Origin of the sequence: Litorimonas sp. WD9-15 (genome assembly GCF_050271975.1) — a bacterium.
Classification (GTDB): domain Bacteria; phylum Pseudomonadota; class Alphaproteobacteria; order Caulobacterales; family Maricaulaceae; genus Litorimonas.
In genome coordinates this window covers 527,541-544,512 of the sequence record NZ_CP189850.1, presented here as the reverse complement: position 1 = coordinate 544,512, position 16,972 = coordinate 527,541, and the positions used below count along the sequence as shown (strand labels likewise).

Annotated in this window: 10 protein-coding genes; 6 read left to right on the top strand and 4 right to left on the bottom strand. The window is 50.5% G+C overall.

The genetic code is table 11. The features are described from left to right. The first annotated feature begins 106 nt into the window (after positions 1–106). The 4 genes from ACP9M6_RS02595 (at position 107) to ACP9M6_RS02580 (ending at position 12,012) form a co-directional block, all read left to right on the top strand. A complete protein-coding gene (locus ACP9M6_RS02595) occupies positions 107–6,451 on the top strand; it encodes a calcium-binding protein (RefSeq protein WP_427453173.1) in 6,345 nt (2,114 codons plus the stop codon). A 169-nt stretch (positions 6,452–6,620) separates the two neighbouring features. Then, positions 6,621–6,833 (top strand): hypothetical protein, encoded by a 213-nt coding sequence (locus tag ACP9M6_RS02590; protein ID WP_427453171.1) that lies wholly within the window; start codon positions 6,621–6,623, stop codon positions 6,831–6,833. After that, on the top strand, positions 6,833–8,884 hold the full coding sequence (locus ACP9M6_RS02585) for a peptidase domain-containing ABC transporter (RefSeq protein ID WP_427453169.1): 2,052 nt from the start codon (positions 6,833–6,835) through the stop codon (positions 8,882–8,884). The genes ACP9M6_RS02590 and ACP9M6_RS02585 overlap by 1 nt, the downstream gene beginning before the upstream one ends. Before the next feature lie 1,013 nt (positions 8,885–9,897). Then, a complete protein-coding gene (locus tag ACP9M6_RS02580) occupies positions 9,898–12,012 on the top strand; it encodes a response regulator (RefSeq protein ID WP_427453168.1) in 2,115 nt (704 codons plus the stop codon). Positions 12,013–12,015: 3 nt separating this feature from the next. Here the strand turns inward: ACP9M6_RS02580 and ACP9M6_RS02575 are convergent, their stop codons facing one another. Genes ACP9M6_RS02575 through ACP9M6_RS02565 form a run of 3 tightly spaced genes read right to left on the bottom strand, consistent with a single transcriptional unit; the run spans position 12,016 to position 14,596 of the window. Beyond that, positions 12,016–13,779 (bottom strand): DUF2207 domain-containing protein, encoded by a 1,764-nt coding sequence (locus ACP9M6_RS02575; RefSeq protein ID WP_427453166.1) that lies wholly within the window; start codon positions 13,777–13,779, stop codon positions 12,016–12,018. 5 nt (positions 13,780–13,784) lie between these two features. Beyond that, positions 13,785–14,345, bottom strand: coding sequence for a LemA family protein (locus ACP9M6_RS02570; protein WP_427453165.1), 561 nt, complete (start codon positions 14,343–14,345; stop codon positions 13,785–13,787). A gap of 50 nt (positions 14,346–14,395) precedes the next feature. Continuing rightward, a complete protein-coding gene (locus ACP9M6_RS02565) occupies positions 14,396–14,596 on the bottom strand; it encodes a hypothetical protein (RefSeq protein ID WP_427453163.1) in 201 nt (66 codons plus the stop codon). Positions 14,597–14,755: 159 nt separating this feature from the next. Here ACP9M6_RS02565 and ACP9M6_RS02560 point away from each other — a divergent pair, with 159 nt between their 5' ends. Next, positions 14,756–15,550: an SDR family NAD(P)-dependent oxidoreductase gene (locus ACP9M6_RS02560; RefSeq protein ID WP_427453161.1), complete on the top strand. Its 795-nt coding sequence runs from the start codon at positions 14,756–14,758 to the stop codon at positions 15,548–15,550. Continuing rightward, positions 15,550–16,239: an orotidine-5'-phosphate decarboxylase gene (gene pyrF, locus ACP9M6_RS02555; protein ID WP_427453159.1), complete on the top strand. Its 690-nt coding sequence runs from the start codon at positions 15,550–15,552 to the stop codon at positions 16,237–16,239. The genes ACP9M6_RS02560 and pyrF overlap by 1 nt, the downstream gene beginning before the upstream one ends. Positions 16,240–16,299: 60 nt before the next feature. Here the strand turns inward: pyrF and ACP9M6_RS02550 are convergent, their stop codons facing one another. After that, positions 16,300–16,908 carry a hypothetical protein gene (locus ACP9M6_RS02550; protein ID WP_427453158.1) on the bottom strand — a complete coding sequence of 203 codons (609 nt, stop codon included), beginning with the start codon at positions 16,906–16,908 and terminating at the stop codon, positions 16,300–16,302. Positions 16,909–16,972 lie beyond the last annotated feature (64 nt).

The following is a 16,972-nucleotide window of genomic DNA, read 5'->3' as shown; positions in this document are numbered from 1 at the left end:
CTCCCTTGATTGTTATCCAATCTAGGGTTACCGAATGGTTGAACACTGTAGCATCTTACTATCAGGTTTTGGGAATTGCAGTTTAAAAGCCTGCTTGGAGTATATTATGTATAGACGCATTGACGATTTCGCAAATGAGGCCATTGGCAGTGTCGAAATTTATGGTGAACCCTTAAAAGCCATAGATTTCAAAAATTTTGACTCCAAACTAAATGGTTTCATGCGACATCTCGAAAATACCAATGTGTTTTTCACTCCCATGAGAGTGCCTGAACTTGCGTTGAATTTCAGATTTGCGGAGATGGTAGCAGAGGACGATTTCACAGATAACAGTACAACAACGGGGTCTCTTGATATTGACGGCATGGCTGAGGGCGTCATTAATTTTGAGGGTGACTCAGATTGGTTTGAAATTGAATTAACGGTGGGGGATGTCATTCGTATTGCGGTTGACGATACGGACGTTAACTTGTCGTTGCGGGATAAATCTGGAAACTTCATTGCCTTCGATTTTAGAGACTTCGATACCAACGAAAACTTAATTGTTATGGAGGTTGTAGACGGTGGGACTTTTTATGTTGACGCCCGCAGCTTCACTTCACCCTTAAACTATACTCTAACCGCGACAACGATTGAGGATGATTTTTTAGGTAATTCTGAAACATCTGGTACTCTGGAAGTCGGGGCGACTGCCACGGGATCTATCGAATATAGAGGTGACTCAGATTGGTTTGCCATTGAATTGGTGGCAGGCGAAACTATTCGTATCGCCTCTGATGACATAGATACCGTTATCTCCTTAAGAGATGAATTTGGTAATTTTGTCGCGTCTAATTACAGAGATTTTGATACAAACGAGAGCGTCATCATCGCACAGGTGGACGCGAATGGAACATTCTATGTTGATGTGGAGAGCTTTAACTCGACTGTGAATTACGTACTGACGGCGACAGAAATTGAAGACGATTTTTCGGGCAATAATGATACAACGGGTATTTTAGAGGTTGGCGGGACAGCTACGGGTTCAATAGATTATAGATTTGATCCAGACTGGTTTGCAATAGAGCTTGTGGCAGGGGAAACCATTCGGATTGCGTCCAATGGAACGGATACAAACCTATCGCTGAGAGATGAACTTGGAAACCTTATCGCCTCAGATTTCAGGGACTTCGATACGGATCAGTCTGTCATCATTGCACAATTAGACCAAACAGGAACATACTATATTGATGTCAGCAGCTTTACCTCGCCGCTGGATTACACGCTCACGGCGACAGTCATCGAGGATGACTTTGTAGATGATGCAGACACGACAGGGAGTTTGGACGTCAGTGGCACAGCCACAGGCTCAATAGATTATAGAAATGACTCAGATTGGTTTGCGATTGAGCTGACAGCGGGTGATATCGTTCGTATTGCCTCTAATGACACTGATGCAAATTTAACTCTGCGGAATGAGTTTGGAGGCGCCGTCGCGTCTAATTTCAGGAATTTTGAGACGAATGAAAGTGTTATCATTGCCCAGGTCGAAGAGAGCGGGACTTTCTATGTTGATGTCAGTAGTTTTGAGTCGTCTTTAAACTACACACTCACGGCGAGCGAGATTGATGATGATTTCTCGGATAACGTGGACACGACGGGTGTTCTTGAACTCGGCAATACAGCCAGAGGCACAATCAATTATAGAGATGACTCAGATTGGTTTGCGATAGAGTTGGCGGTTGGGGATATCGTCCGTATTGCCGTTAATGACATTGATTTAAATATGAGCTTACGGGATGAATCTGGAAATCGCTTTGGATTCAATTTTAGAGATTTTGACACCGATGAGGCCGTCATTATCTTTGACGTCGAAGAAAGCGGAACATTCTACATTGATGTAAACGGCTTCTCTCCGCCCTTGAACTATACGCTTACAGCAGATGTCCTCGATGATGATTTTTCGGACGATACGACGACAACGGGTATTCTCGAAGTTGATGGCACGGCGAGCGGTTCAATTGACTTCAGAAATGATGAGGATTGGTTTGCGATCGATCTCGTAGCGGGGGAGACCGTTCGTATTGCGTCCAATAACGTAGATGCAAATTTGACGCTCTTAGATGCCTCGGGAAATAGTGTCGCTTTTGATTTCAGAAATTTTGATACAAATGAGAATGTTCTCATAGCGCAAGTCGATGAGAGTGGGGCATTCTATATTAACGTGAATAGCTTCAGTTCACCTCAAGACTACACACTTACATCTACAGTGATTGAAGATAGTTTTTCGGACGATTCGAATACGACCGGTGTTCTTGAACTGGGCGGAACAGCCACTGGTTCAATTGATTTTAGAAATGACTCGGATTGGTTCGCCATTGATTTGACAGCGGGCGACATCATTAGGATTGCATCTAATGATACAAATACGGACCTGTTTTTGCGAGATGGGTCGGGAAACTTTCTGGCCTTCGATTTTAGAGATTTTAATACAAATGAGAGCGTCATAGAGACCCTGGTGGAAGTAACCGGAACTTTCTATGTCGATGTCAGAGGCTCTACGTCCCCTCTGGACTACACGCTCACAGCCGTAAAAATTGAAGACGATTTTTCCGGTGACACTGAAACGCTTGGGACTTTAGAGATTGGCGGTACCTCCATGGGGTCGGTCGATTTCAGAAATGATTCGGACTGGTTTGCGATAAATTTGACGGTCGGTGATACGATCCGAATTGCCTCTGACAATACTTCTGCAAATTTGATTTTGCGGGACGAATTTGGAAATTTCGTGGCCTCCGATTTCAGAGATTTTGAGACAAGTGAGAATGTTATCATCGCCCAAGTCGACGTGGCTGGCACGTTCTTTGTTGATGTCAGTAGTTCAAGTGCACCGTTAGATTATACCCTCACAGCTACGGAAATCGAAGACGATTTTTCGGATGATGAAAACACGACGGGTGTTCTTGAAGTTGGCGGCACAGCCATGGGGTCCATTAACTTTCGAAATGACAACGATTGGTTTGCGATTGAGCTGACGGCGGGTCAACTTGTCAGGATCACATCCGACGGCTTTGAAGCAGATTTAGATTTACGCGGTTTGTCTGGAGAGTTTTTTGCGACTGAGTATCTCGATTTTGATAATGGTGAAACTGTTATCCTGGTGGAAGTAGAAGAGAGTCAGACAGTCTATGTCGTCGTAGACAGTTTTGAGTCATCTTTGGATTACACGCTCTCGGCCGCAATACAGGAGGATGACTTCTCAAATAACACGGAGACAACGGGCGTTCTTGAGGTAGGGGCTACGTCTATTGGAAGAATCGACTTCAGAAATGATGAGGACTGGTTCGCGATTGAGCTCACGGCGGGGGAGATCATTCGAATTGCGTCTAATGATACGGATGCGAGTTTAACATTGCGAGATGAAGCCGGAATTTTCGTCGCCTCTGATTATCGTGATTTTGGTGCGAATGAGAGTGTTATCATTGCGCAGGTTCAAGAAAATGGCATTTATTATATCGGTGTTGATAGTTTTGATGCGCCCTTGGATTACACACTGACCGCATCTGTTCAGGAAGATGACTTTGCAGCAAATATCGACACGACGGGTGTTCTTGAAGCTGAAGGCACGGCCACCGGATCAATTGAATATCGAGCTGATTCAGATTGGTTCGCGATTGAGCTTACGGCGGGTGAATTTATTCGTATTGCCGCTGATAGTGATGATGTTAATTTAGTTTTGCGGGATGAGTCTGGCGAGAGTGTCGCATTTGACTTCAGAGATGTCGTCACCAATGAAAATGTTATTATCGCGCAAGCGGAACAGAGCGGAACATTTTATGTTGATGTAAGTAGTTTTAACGCCTCCATTGATTACACGCTCAACGCTACGGTTTTAGAAGATGACTTCGCAGCTGACACGGACACGGCTGGTATTCTTGAGATCGGCAGCTCTTCCGCAGGCGTAATTAATTTCCGCGGTGATTCAGACTGGTTCGCGGTTGAGCTCACAGCGGGAGAACAAGTCCGTTTCACATCTGAAGACGTCACGACCAGCTTGGTTTTGCGTGACGAATTCGGGAATTTTGTTGCCTCTAATTACAGAGACCGTGAAGCGGATGAGCCCGTCCTGGTATATGAAGCCGAAGAAAGTGGAACGTTCTTTGTTGACGTAAGCACTCTCCGCTATTCTCTGGATTACACAGTAACGGCGTCTATTCAGGAAGACGACTTCAGGGCTAATACTGACACGACCGGAACCCTTGAAGCGGGTGGCCGTGCGACAGGTGTGATTGATTTTAAAGATGACGCAGATTGGTTTGCAATAGAAATTACGGACACTGACTTAGATCTAAGGCTTTTCGTCGACAGCCCTCGTGTGAGTTTGTCTCTTTATGACGCAAATGGAAATTTGCTCAGACCTTCAATTGACGACACAACAATTAGTTTTTCTGAGGCGGGAACATATTATATTTCTGCTTTTGAGTCATTTTTTGACGCGGGCGATTACACAATATCATCGGTCATTGTGGACTCTGTTGATGCAAATCTTCCCGTTACGAATGCTGGGATCGTTGATACAGTTGTGGATGACGCCAACGCGATCACTTATTCTCTAAGCGATGATGGAATACTAATTCGATACTCCACTGAAACGGGAACCCTTCTGCCCGAGACCGATCTTGGCGTAGATACGAGTGCGCTCTCCCTTAGTCAGGACGGGCAGTATTTATTTGCGGCTCAAGCGGATTTAACGGACGTCGGAAATAATGTCTTTGAAGCCACAGTCTTGCGGATTGATACAGAAACACTGGCAGTCGAATCCTTCTCTTTTGAAGTTTCGGGTCAAGGTTATGAGATTACCGACATACAGGCCGCAGCCGATGGTTCATTATTTGTGACAACAAATTTCCCTGGATCAGGATGGGTGCCTTTTTATAATTTATCCGGCTTTGACGACATATTGTCCGTTAATGTTATTGATGATGATGAATTTTCAGGCTTCAACGGCGTGCGTCAGAATACGACGTTAGATATTTCACGGGACGGTCAATTCCTTCTCATGGCCGAGAGTAATATCTCAAGCTACCCGGTCCATATTTATTCCGTCGAAACCGGTGAGGTCATTGCCTCAACAAATCACGGCGGATTTAACTTCGACAAAAACGCAATTAGCGGCGCGGCGCAGCTGGTTGCTGTGGCGGGATATAACGAAGTTACCTTATATGATTTCGATCTTAACCCAGTTGCGGATTTGACAGGAATTTATGGGAATGCGGAACGTGTTGACCCTATATTTTCAAAAAATGGAGAATATTTGTTCTTAGTCAATGACGCATTTAATGGGGATAGCAGTATCGCTGTTATCAGCACGTCAACTTATGAGGTCGTTTCCTTCGTAGATGTTGCTGAAAATATCTCATCTATTTCCGATGTTGATTTAAGCCCTGATGGCCTTAGCATCATCGTGACCAATCAAAGTGGGGTTCGTTATTTTGACTTTTCTGAAACTGATCTCTCCCTGAACGGGACTGAAGCTCGCGATAGGCTTTTTGGCACTGAATTTGATGAACTGATAACGGGCCTCGCTGGCAATGACATCTTGAACGGCCGGGCGGGCGACGACACTCTCCTCGGCGGAGAAGGTAACGATATGCTGATTGGCGGAGCGGGCGATGATACGATATCTGGCGAGTCAGGCGATGATAGAATTTTGGCTGGATCGGGCGATGACATCGTGGAGGGCGGCGCAGGCGTTGATGATATTCTGGGTGGGTCAGGCAATGACTTCATCTTCGGTGGAGACGGCGATGATCTGATTGATGGCCAAGCCAATAATGACATTATCGAGGGGGGTGCTGGCCGCGATACGATTTTTGGCGGTAACGGTAATGATCTGATCAAAGGACAGTCAGGAAATGATGCTCTTCGCGGCGGCGACGGCAATGACCGCGTCGAAGGTGGCACGGGTAATGATTTTCTTGGCGGTGCAGGCGGTCATGATCTTCTAATTGGCGGAACCGGACATGATCGTCTTTATGGTGGGTCTGGACAGGACACTTTATTCGGACAGCAGGGCAATGACCTTCTCGTGGGCGGGGGCGGAAATGATCGCCTTGTCGGCGCCGCTGGAAATGATGTTCTGGACGGTCAGGCCGGTGATGATATCCTTGAGGGCGGCAGTGCGAATGACAACCTGACCGGCGGCAGTGGTGCTGATACGTTTGTTCTCAGTCGCTTCGCCGCGACGACGACCGTGACGGACTTCACTGACGGTGTGGATGTGCTCGACCTGTCCGACTTCAGCGATACGGATATTGCGAATGCTCTAGACGGCGCGGTTCAGCAGAATAGTGATACCGTTCTGACCTTTGCTAATGGATCTGTCCTGGTCTTGGAAAATTTCGATCTTATAGATTTGTCCGATGAGGATGTTCTGGGATATGATGCATCAGATGTGGCGCTCATGGCCTAAACTGGACTTCAGCAGGCCAAGTCAAGTCTATTGAAGCCGGGCTTTATTTGGAATTCATAGGCGCGTCATGAGCCTCCCGGAGAAAAGCATTTTGGTTGAGATTAAATCCCGGAGCCTCTTGCCTTGCAAAACGGGTTGACGCTCCGCGTTGCCCTGCTACCTCGGGTCTATGTCAGATCTCTACCGTAAAGAAGCGCTTGCGCACCGGACCCGTGCTCTGTTCGGGGAGGTGCGGTTAAAGGCGCCGCCCTCGACGTGGTTGGTTACGATCTTGCTCGCCATTGTCGTTGTCAAGGTCGTCGCGGCGCTGTTCCTGTTGGATGTGGAGACGGCCGCAGGGTCTGTGCGGTTATTGGATTGGCTCTTGGGCGCGAAATCATAATGGCGAAACTGCCCGTTATTTTACAGACTGAGACGACGGAATGCGGTCTGGCCTGTCTCGCCATGATTGCGCGCTATCACGGGCATAATATAGATTTGAATGTGCTGCGGCGTCGGCACCTCGTCTCCATGACCGGGGCGTCGTTGAAATCCGTGATACAGATTGCGGACGGACTGCAGCTCTCCGCACGGCCGCTCAAGGTCGAGCTGGATCATTTGCAAAAGCTCCAGACGCCCGCGATTTTGCACTGGGATCTCAACCATTACGTTGTGTTGAAATCGGTCAAGGGCGACCGCGTCGAAATCGTCGATCCGGGCATTGGCCTGCGGCGAATGTCGCTGGATAAGGTCTCAAAACATTTCACGGGCATCGCGGTGGAGTTTACGCCGCAATCTAATTTCACGGCCGTACAGGCGCGGATGAAACCGCGGATCTCGCTGCTCTGGTCGCGGCTCGTCGGGTTGAAGCGGGCGGTGGGGCAGACGCTCGTCCTGTCCGTTATATTACAAGCCGTTGTCCTGCTCGCGCCGTTTTATTTGCAGCTCGTCGTGGATGCCGTCCTGCCAGAGGGGGATCGTGGGTTGCTCCTCGCGCTGGCCATTGGCTTTGGCGGGCTTATGATCCTGCGCGCCGTCGCGGAAGCCGTGCGCGGTTGGGCAATTGTTGTCTATGGGAACCAGATGTCCCTGCAAATGGTGGGCAATGTCTTCCGCCATCTCATTCGCCTGCCGACGCGCTATTTCGAGCGGCGCCATATTGGCGACATTATCAGCCGGATGGGCTCGACCGTCCCGATTCAAGAGGCCCTGACCCAATCCGTCGTCGCTGTGATCTTAGACGGCGCGATGGCGGTCCTCATGCTAATCGTGCTCTTTGCTTATTCGCCGCTTTTGGGCGCTATTGTTTTGGTGAGTGTTGCCCTCCTCGTCCTCGCAACACTCCTCATTTATCCGCATCTGCGTCGCACGCAGGAAGAGAGTATTTACGCTAAGGCCTTGGAAAACTCACACGTCATAGAAAGTGTCCGCGCCAACACAACGGTCAAGCTTTTCGGGCGCGAGGCGGAACGCGAAGCGGCCTGGCGGAATCTTTATACCGATTTCATCAATGCCAATGTGAATTACGGCCAGTGGGTGGTGGCGCGGAAATTTTTCGAGACGCTGCTGACGGGCTTGCAGATTGTCGTGGTTGTCTGGGCCGCCGCCGAGATTATGATGGGTGAAGGGTCAGTCTTTACCCTTGGTATGCTCGTCGCGTTTCTCGCCTATCGTCAATATTTTACGGATGCCGTCGTGCAGCTCTTGGAAAAGGGGATCGAATTTAATTTGCTCTCGCTTCACCTCGACCGGCTTTCTGATATTATTTTCGAGGAGCCGGATGAAGCGCATACGGGTGAGACGGAATTAAAAGATTTGCAGGGTAATATCGCGCTGGAGGATGTGTCCTTCCGCTATTCCGAAACGGACCCATGGGTCGTCAGCGATATGTCACTTGATATTGCGGCGGGTGAGATGGTGACCCTGACGGGATTATCCGGTGGTGGGAAAACCACATTGATGAAGCTGATGTTGGGTCTGTATGAACCCGTGAAGGGCCGTGTAAAAATTGATGGTCATGACCTTGCCGCGCTCAACCGTGCGGATTGGCGAGCCCATATCGGCGTCGTCATGCAGGATGACCGCCTCCTCTCCGGCACTCTGGCCGATAATATCAGCTTCTTCGACCCTGAAATTGATATGCAGCGCGTCTACCGCGCAGCGCAGGCGGCACAGATCCATGACACTATCGCGCGACTGCCCGGCAATTATCAGGTCGTGATAGGGGAAATGGGATCAGTCCTGTCAGGCGGGCAGAGACAGCGTGTCCTCCTCGCCCGCGCACTCTATCAAAATCCAAAAGTCCTGTTCTTGGACGAGGGCACGGCTAATCTGGATGTCGAAACCGAAGGTGCCATTGTTAAAATTATCCGCGACCTCCCCATAACGCGTGTCATAGTGGCACACCGCCCCGCATTCTTAGAAGCCAGCGATAGGGTCATTCGCGTGGAATAATCCGCTTAAAGAGCCTGAAATACGGTTTATGGGTAATTTTATATAAATAAACACAACCTTTTTTAGAAATTTTGGAACTTTTCGCATTTGAAGCCGTAGGTAAAGTGTACGTTAACCATAATTTGTGCTGACTTAGAACGTTTTTCCTTGCAATCTGGCACGGAAATCGCGTTTAGTAGGAAGTACGGAGGTGGGGCCCGTATCGCAGAAGGGTGGGGCTTTTGTGTTTTCTTTTAACTAAAACACAGGAATTCAAGATATGCGTGAACTATCTTTAGAAGAACTCGAAGTTGTTGTCGGTGGAAACCCCATCGTTATCTGGCTTTAAGTCAAAATAGATAATTGATTTGAACCCGCCTCAAGGCGGGTTTTTTTGTATCATATTTTTAAGAATTTATCGGTATGCCACTCTTCGGAGCTGATAAATGATATTTTCAAAATCATTACTTAAGATAATAGTTGTTACTGTTTTCACGTTTTTGGTGTCTTCCGTTGCAACTGCTGACACAACTAAGGATCTCGATCCAAGGCTCATTGAAATTGTTGAAATCATAAATGCCCGAGCTGGAGAAACGAGTCGACCGAACCTTCTTCGTGACAACTCCAATTTTTCAAAAGGTTTTAACCCTGATGATCCATTTTTGAAAGCCATCAGCGAAGTGATGGCATCCGTAACAACGGAAGACTCTCAAAAAATAAAGTTGGCAGTCCACGGCTTTTCACAGGTCGGCAGTTCCTATGATGAGGTCGATACTGATAGTATCGCTAGGCTATATAGCGAATATGCCGATGCATTAGCCAATGAGTTGAGTGCGTCTGAAATAGAGAATGTGCTTAGACCTTTTCAGGAGAGTGGCGATTGGTTCCAAAGGTTCTCAGCATATCAAATATCGATTTTTACGAATGCAAACCTGAAAAAGTCTCAAAACCATACTGCGCTTCAAAAAGCACAAGAGTCTTTATCGCTAATCCCTACTGAGGAAACAGAACTATCCAGCTTTGCAAGAATTGAGGTGACAAATGTCATCGCGCATCTGCATAATTTGAAAGCCAACAGAGATTTAGCCATTTCGACAACGCTGGAATATCTGGAGCTAACAGAAAACAATTTCGACCCGCAGGCTTCTATCGATATTTTAAACAACCTTTTATATTCTCATCTTGTGTGGAGGGATACGACGGCCCAACAATATTTGGCAGACGCGCTTTTAAATCTTGAAAAATATTATGACTCTGAAGCTCCGGGTTTGACAGAGCTCCGTGTTGCCCAAACGAAAAATGAGATTGGAGATTATGAAACGGCATTAGATTATGCCGTTTTGGCTTATGAAAAAGCCGCTCTTCCCCAGCTGAAACTACAAGCAAAAGTGACAGAGGCGACGGCTTTGGCCGGTTTGGGAGAATTGAAAAAAGCCGAAGCCATTATCAGCATGCATCAACTTAATATTTCGCCGGATATAATTCTAAACGAGCGTTCATCAAACTCAGTGCTTCAATTGGCTTTCTTAATGGCTCTTAAGTCTGGTGATGAGAAATTAGCTATAACCTTGTCTAATCGTCGTCTGCAGCTGCTTAGCCAGAATTTCCTAGCAGACGCTTCCAGCGATACATCCTCTATATTAGCCTCGCTCGAAAACTCGCGTGCGCGGCAGGAAGAACGCGCTGCGGCCGCCGCACGGGAGGCGGCTTTGCTTGAACTTACGATTGTAAAACAGCGGAAATTGAATCGCACATTGATGGCCTTATTGGGGCTCGCGGGGTTAGCGCTTATCGGATTAGTGGCCTTCCTAAGATTCCGGGAACGCACCATGAAGGAACTCGCGATTAAACGCAAAGAGGCGGCTTCTGCGGATAAATTAAAGACCGATTTCCTGGGTATGATCAGTCATGAACTCAGGACGCCGCTTAACGGGGTCATCGGGTTTTCCGACCTGCTCAGCCAAACCCATACCGATCCTGATGTGAGACAGAAAACGGGCGTAATTTTGAAAAGCGGTCATGAATTGTTGGATGTTGTCGAATCCATGACGGATATGGCGCGCATTGATGCGGGCCAGATGAATATCTTACCGGAAGACTCGCACCTACCCACATTATTGGAAGAGGTCGTGGAACCGTTGCAAGCCAAAGCGGAAGAGAAAGGCCTCGCTTTTACGCATTATATTGATCCGGATTTGGGTGAGCATTTTGTGGATGGTCAACGGTTGCAACAATGTGTTCGCACGGTGCTCTCAAATGCGGTGAGCTTCACAGAACGCGGGCGTGTTCATATGCATGTCACAACGCAAAAATCATCCGATGATGTCGTGACAGGTGTGACCGTCAATATTGCGGATACAGGCGTCGGGATGAGCGAGCTCGTCCAATCGCGTCTCTTCACGCCCTTCATGCAGGCGGATACATCCCTCCGCCGCAGTCATATGGGCACGGGCTTAAGCCTCGCCATTGCAAAAGCTCTGACGGTTCTGATGGAGGGTGAATTAACCGTTGTCAGTCGCGTCGGACGCGGCTCCGAATTCACACTCACGGTCCCTCTGGCGGCACCGGTATCCGTGCATGTTGAAACTGACGCAGTGGACGATATTGAACATGTTGAGGCGCTTTTAGAGCATGAGATGCCTGCGCCGCTGCCACCGGCTATCCTTGACCTCATGCAGCCTGTGGCGGGTCGCGACATGGCGCCGCTTCATGCGCCGCCGCAAATGCCGGAGAATAATCTTGACGGTTTGCGGGTTCTCATTGTCGATGATCTGGAGAATAATCGCCGCATTCTGCGTGATATGTTGGAGCCGCAGGGCTGTATCTGTTTCGACGCACCGGACGGCGAAGACGCTTTAGAGGCCCTTAATGCCGGGCCATTGGATATTGTGATCATGGATATTCACATGAACCGTCTGGACGGTGTTGAGGCGACACGATTAATTCGGGACTCCCGTGCGCCCTTTGCAGATATTCCAATCATTGCCCTGACGGCGGATAATGCCGCGACAACGAATGCAGCCTGTATGGCGGCAGGAGCGGATATTTTCCTGACCAAGCCTGTCATGCTTGATGAAATTTGCCGGGCCTTGGCGTTCCTGCAGACCGGAAAATCACGTCGGACCCTGCGCCAGGTTGAAGCGGGCTAAGCTCTACCAACTACCGCCTCCACCGCCGCCGCCGCCACCGCCGGAGAACCCCCCACCACCGGAAAAGCTACTCGAAGAGCCGCCACTGCTGCTCGTCTGGACAGGCCGCGCGGAGGCGACGCCGGCCGAGAGGGCTTTCGTCATATCTTTGGACAGGTTCCCAACGCCGCCTTTCAGGAAGGTGCGGCTGGACCCGCGATAATAATTTGGCTGATAATCCTGCGCGACAATGGGCAGCGTCTTTTCGAAATGTTTCGTCCAAGGTTTCTCGACGCCGAGTGCCACGGCATAGGGAAGGTAGCTCTCATAGCGTTCAACACTCATGGGCGGGACTTGATCCGTTCCGACTTCGGCTGCATTGAGGCGCAGCTTCTCCGCCGTTTCCAGATAGAGTTTAAAGCCCTCAATTTCTGATTTTACTCGTGCGCCTTTTTCCGTAGGGGCGGGCATCAGGAACATGAAAACGATATTACACATGATGAGGGCGGCGACGCCTAACCAGAAGAGGGCGGAACTGGGCGTTTGGAAGGCCTTGAACACGGCAAAGAGCCCAAGACCGGTCAGGACCATCCCGATAAATGTCGGCGCGAAATTGATCTTATGATAGTCCGGGCCATAGGTCGTGTTCAGATGCGAAACGAGGCTGCGATTGGCCTTATGAAACCGCGTATTGGGCTTATTCTTTTTCAGGACAATATCATCATGACGGTTTTTGAAAAGATGTGCATAGAGGACGGCTTCCTCACGGTTTAACTCGCCCTCATGATCGCGCGGGGGCAGGTGGACGAGAACCGTTTTCTTCTTCTGCACATCAATGAGAATGCGCCTTTTAATGGCGAGGCTCAGGAGTGTCGAAATCAGCGCGTCATCGCCAATGACCGTGCCGCGTTCAATCCGGTGCGCCGCCGAAGCGGAATAGCCCTGGGGCGCTTCGTATCGAGCGAAGACGGGCGGCTTAACGGGATCACGTCCCACGCGGGACCAATGAAACAGGAAGAAGGCGAGGATAGCGGGAATTAATCCGCCAATGCCGAGGAGGCCTCCATTTTTCCGCCACCACCGGGCTTTTTCTTCTTCGGGCGATAGCGGATCAAACACGCCCTTCTCCACTCCGACAGCCAGGGTGGCGGCTTCGCCCGGCATAATGGGACGCAGGGACGCAAATTCGACAATATTTCCGAGGGCGTTGATCGTAATGTCGCTCTCCCGACTACCATAGCGACCCGTATAGCCAGCCGTTTGTGCCGGGGATGCACCAAGCGGCAAGACAATCCGACCTGTCAGATTTTTGACCGGAAACTGCCAATATTCCCCCATCACGTTCCAGCGGATTTCATCCAGATCATCATACCGGACAATCCAGTCATCAGAGGTATATTCGAGAACATAACGTTGTATGCCTTCATCTAAATAGACCGTCGATTGCCCCAATCGCCATTGCACGATATTGCCGGATACGGTCGTGCGGACACTCTCCGTCTGACCATTACGGGTCGCGAGGAGAAGCCGGTAAGGTTTCTCAACCTTAATCGCGCCGTCTTTGACGTAACGGGGCAGCTCACGGAAAATCCCGCGCTTCGTGACGCCCCTTGGTTTGAGATAATCAATTTCTTCGCGAATGCGCAGACTGCCATCCTGCAGGACAGTTACCGTCACATCCATGCGTTCGATACGTTCGCCCTGAAGATTCTGTGCGCTGGCAAATGACGCGCAAAACCAGATTATGAGGAACAGAATAAATCCCGAAAGCACCCCTGTTTTCATCATCTGATTCAACCCTGAAAATCCACATCTGGCACGGCGCGATCCGCTGTTTCTATCTCGAAAAAGTCACGCTCGTGAAACCCGAACGGTCCCGCGACCAAATTGGACGGCACGCTTTTGACCTTGATATTATATTCGCGCACCGCGCCGTTGTAAAATCGCCGAGCCATTTCAATTTTGTCTTCCGTATCGGAGAGGTCTTTTTGTAGCGACAGGAAATTTTCATTGGTTTTGAGGTCGGGATAATCCTCCTTCAACGCGATCAATTTCGCGGTCGGGGCGGAGAGGCGGCTTTCCGCCGCGCCACGGGCCGTGACATCCGGTCCTGCGGCCTGCGCATTTGTTCGAGCTTCCGTGACTTCGCGGAATAACTCTCGCTCATGCGACGCGTAACCTTTCACAGTTTCAACCAATCGCGGGATCAGGTCTGCACGACGCTTCAACTGGACATCAATATCCGACCAACCATTTTCAGTCATCTGCCGTTTCTGGACGAGGCCGTTATAAATTAGAACGCCCCCGACAATCAGCGAGGCAAGAAGAATGAGAACTATAATGAGACCAGTCATATCGCGGGCATAGAGTCTGAACCGTCGCCCATCAAGCGATTAGCGGCCCGCTATCGGGTGCAACCCTTGCGGCGATAGGCTTCGCGAATGGCCTGCCGCTCGTCGCGTAAATTCTGATCGTCATTTGTTTTCGAGCGTCCCGCCCAAGGAGAACCGGATTCTTGGCGCGTCTCTTCCACACCGCGATCATTGTAAAGTTCAATCCCGCGCGCGGAGGCCGCAGAATTCTGACCGCTAACCAAAGCTCTCATAGAGTCGCAGTCTAAACCGGCATAATCGGCAGGATCGGGCCCCGTTGAACAGGCTGTTATTAAAAACGCCGCGGGCAGACATAAAATAGATTTCTTCATAGGCTTTTAGAACGCTTCTCACTCGGCTAGGTCAAATGAGAATTTGTTTAGGGAAGACCCATGACGACGAAATATACGATGCTGATTACAGGTGCCTCTGCGGGTCTGGGCGCGGCCCTTGCCCGCGAATATGCGTCGCGCGGCTGGGCTCTCGTCCTGACCGCAAGACGGGAAGACCGCTTGTTGGCTCTGGCCGAGGAACTGAAAGCGGCACACGGCACGGCCTGTACCGTCATCGCCGCCGACCTGTTTTCGGAAACCGCCGTGCCGGATATGATGGCCGCGCTGGACGGGCAACAAATCGACGGCGTCATCAATAATGCGGGCTATGGTCATCCCGGCACTTACCTGTCCTCCGATTGGGACGACCACCGTCGGTTCGATCACCTGATGACCGTCGTCCCGGCGGAACTCACCCGCGCGCTTCTGCCCGCGATGGTCGAGCGCGGCTTTGGCCGTATCATGCAGGTTGCCAGTCTCGCAGGCCATATGCCGGGGTCGAAAGGGCATACGCTTTATGCGGCGGTGAAAGCCTATCTCATTAAATTCTCGGAAAGCTTGAATGCTGAAATGCAAGGCACGGGCGTGAATGTCTCCGCCCTCTGTCCGGGTTTCGTGCTGACGGAATTTCACGATGTGAACGGCACGCGCGAGGGGATTAACAGCCTGCCCGGTTTCATGGTCATGGATGCGGATGTCTGCGCAAAATTGGCCGCCGATGCGTTGGAGGAGAATAAAGCCGTCTTTATTTCTGGACGCGTCAACCGCATGCTCGCCCGCCTTAATCGTTGGATGCCGTGGCTGGGCCGCAAAATTATGAATTCCGGTGCGAGCAGTTATAGGAACCAAGACTAATGACATCCGATCCCAGATTATTTGTCGCCCTCGATCTGCCCAGTGTGGGCGAGGCGGAAGCCATGGTCGACACGCTCGGCGATGCGGTTGAGAGCTATAAGATCGGCCTCCAACTCCTCCCCATTGGCGGGGTGGAATTCGGGCAACGGTTGAAGGCGATGGGGAAGAATGTCTTCTATGACTTCAAATTGCACGATATTGGCGCGACGGTGGAAAAGGCCACACGGTCTATTGCGGGTCTGGGCGCGGATCTTCTGACTGTGCATGCGCGGCCGGATGTGATGCGGTCTGCCGTAACAGGAAAAGGGCAGTCTACGCTGAAAATTCTCGGCGTGACGGTGCTGACCTCGCTCGACCAACAGGCGCTGGAAGATATCGGTTATAATGATAACGCGGAAAAGCTCGTCATGCGGCGCGTGCAACAAGCGCTGGACGCCGGCATAGACGGCGTCGTGTCATCGCCACTGGAAGCCGCTGCCATTCGCGCCAACGTGCCTGAGAGCTTCCTCGTCGTGACCCCGGGTGTCCGACCCGCAGGCGCGGAGAAAGGCGATCAGAAACGGATCGCAACGCCGTCCTCCGCGCTGACCTCAGGGGCCAGCCATCTCGTCGTCGGTCGCCCCATTACGCAGGCCGATGATCCCCGCGCCGCCGCGTTGAATATCTGCGAAGAGATGCGTGGCCATTAATTCCGGCCAATAAAAAACCCGCTTTGAAGAAAGCGGGCTTTGAAATCTATCTATGCCTGCCTAGCGACAGACGGATCCGCCGTGATGATAGGCGTGGCCATGACCATAACCGCTATATCCGCCTTGGGGACCATATCCGCCATAACGGGATGATCCGCCGCGAATAATCGGCTCGCAACACTGTGTGCGACAGGTTGGGACGGCGACGGGATAACGGACATAGATGACCGGACGGACGACACGGTAATATGTCGTCTGCGGAACAGGTTTCACGACATTGTAACAGCCGAGAACTGTGGAGCCGGAGGACGTGCCGTAGACATTCACGGGACAGGAGGTCGCTTGCAGGGACTCGTTATAACCGAGACCCGCTACGGAATTTGTTGCGCCTGAAAAGCCGTAAGTTTCCGTGGTTGTGTAACTTTCGCTAATGGAGCCCGTACCATATGTACTATCCGCCTCAACCGTCGACATCGAGGTCGTGTAGGCCGTTGACGGGCTGTAGCGCGAAGACGTTCCGTTCAGTGAGTAGCTGGCCCCTGTTGTACCGGACCAGGTCGATAGCGGTTTCAGGGTCGAGTGATGCCCGTTCCCGCCCGCAAAGGCTGTACCGGCCAGCGCGATGGCTGCGCCCGCAACTGTGATGCTCTTGATTAATCGGGAAACCATATGACCCACCTCTTTGATATTTATCCTATTCAGAACATATCAAAGCAAAGGGCATGCCAGAGTC

What these genes read in the sequence shown, in the direction of transcription:
- ACP9M6_RS02595 (WP_427453173.1), top strand. Translation starts at nt 107, where the DNA reads ATGTATAGACGCATTGACGATTTCGCAAATGAGGCCATTGGCAGTGTC.
- ACP9M6_RS02590 (WP_427453171.1), top strand. Translation starts at nt 6,621, where the DNA reads ATGTCAGATCTCTACCGTAAAGAAGCGCTTGCGCACCGGACCCGTGCT.
- ACP9M6_RS02585 (WP_427453169.1), top strand. Translation starts at nt 6,833, where the DNA reads ATGGCGAAACTGCCCGTTATTTTACAGACTGAGACGACGGAATGCGGT.
- ACP9M6_RS02575 (WP_427453166.1), bottom strand. Translation starts at nt 13,779, where the DNA reads ATGATGAAAACAGGGGTGCTTTCGGGATTTATTCTGTTCCTCATAATC.
- ACP9M6_RS02570 (WP_427453165.1), bottom strand. Translation starts at nt 14,345, where the DNA reads ATGACTGGTCTCATTATAGTTCTCATTCTTCTTGCCTCGCTGATTGTC.
- ACP9M6_RS02565 (WP_427453163.1), bottom strand. Translation starts at nt 14,596, where the DNA reads ATGAGAGCTTTGGTTAGCGGTCAGAATTCTGCGGCCTCCGCGCGCGGG.
- ACP9M6_RS02560 (WP_427453161.1), top strand. Translation starts at nt 14,756, where the DNA reads ATGACGACGAAATATACGATGCTGATTACAGGTGCCTCTGCGGGTCTG.
- pyrF (WP_427453159.1), top strand. Translation starts at nt 15,550, where the DNA reads ATGACATCCGATCCCAGATTATTTGTCGCCCTCGATCTGCCCAGTGTG.
- ACP9M6_RS02550 (WP_427453158.1), bottom strand. Translation starts at nt 16,908, where the DNA reads ATGGTTTCCCGATTAATCAAGAGCATCACAGTTGCGGGCGCAGCCATC.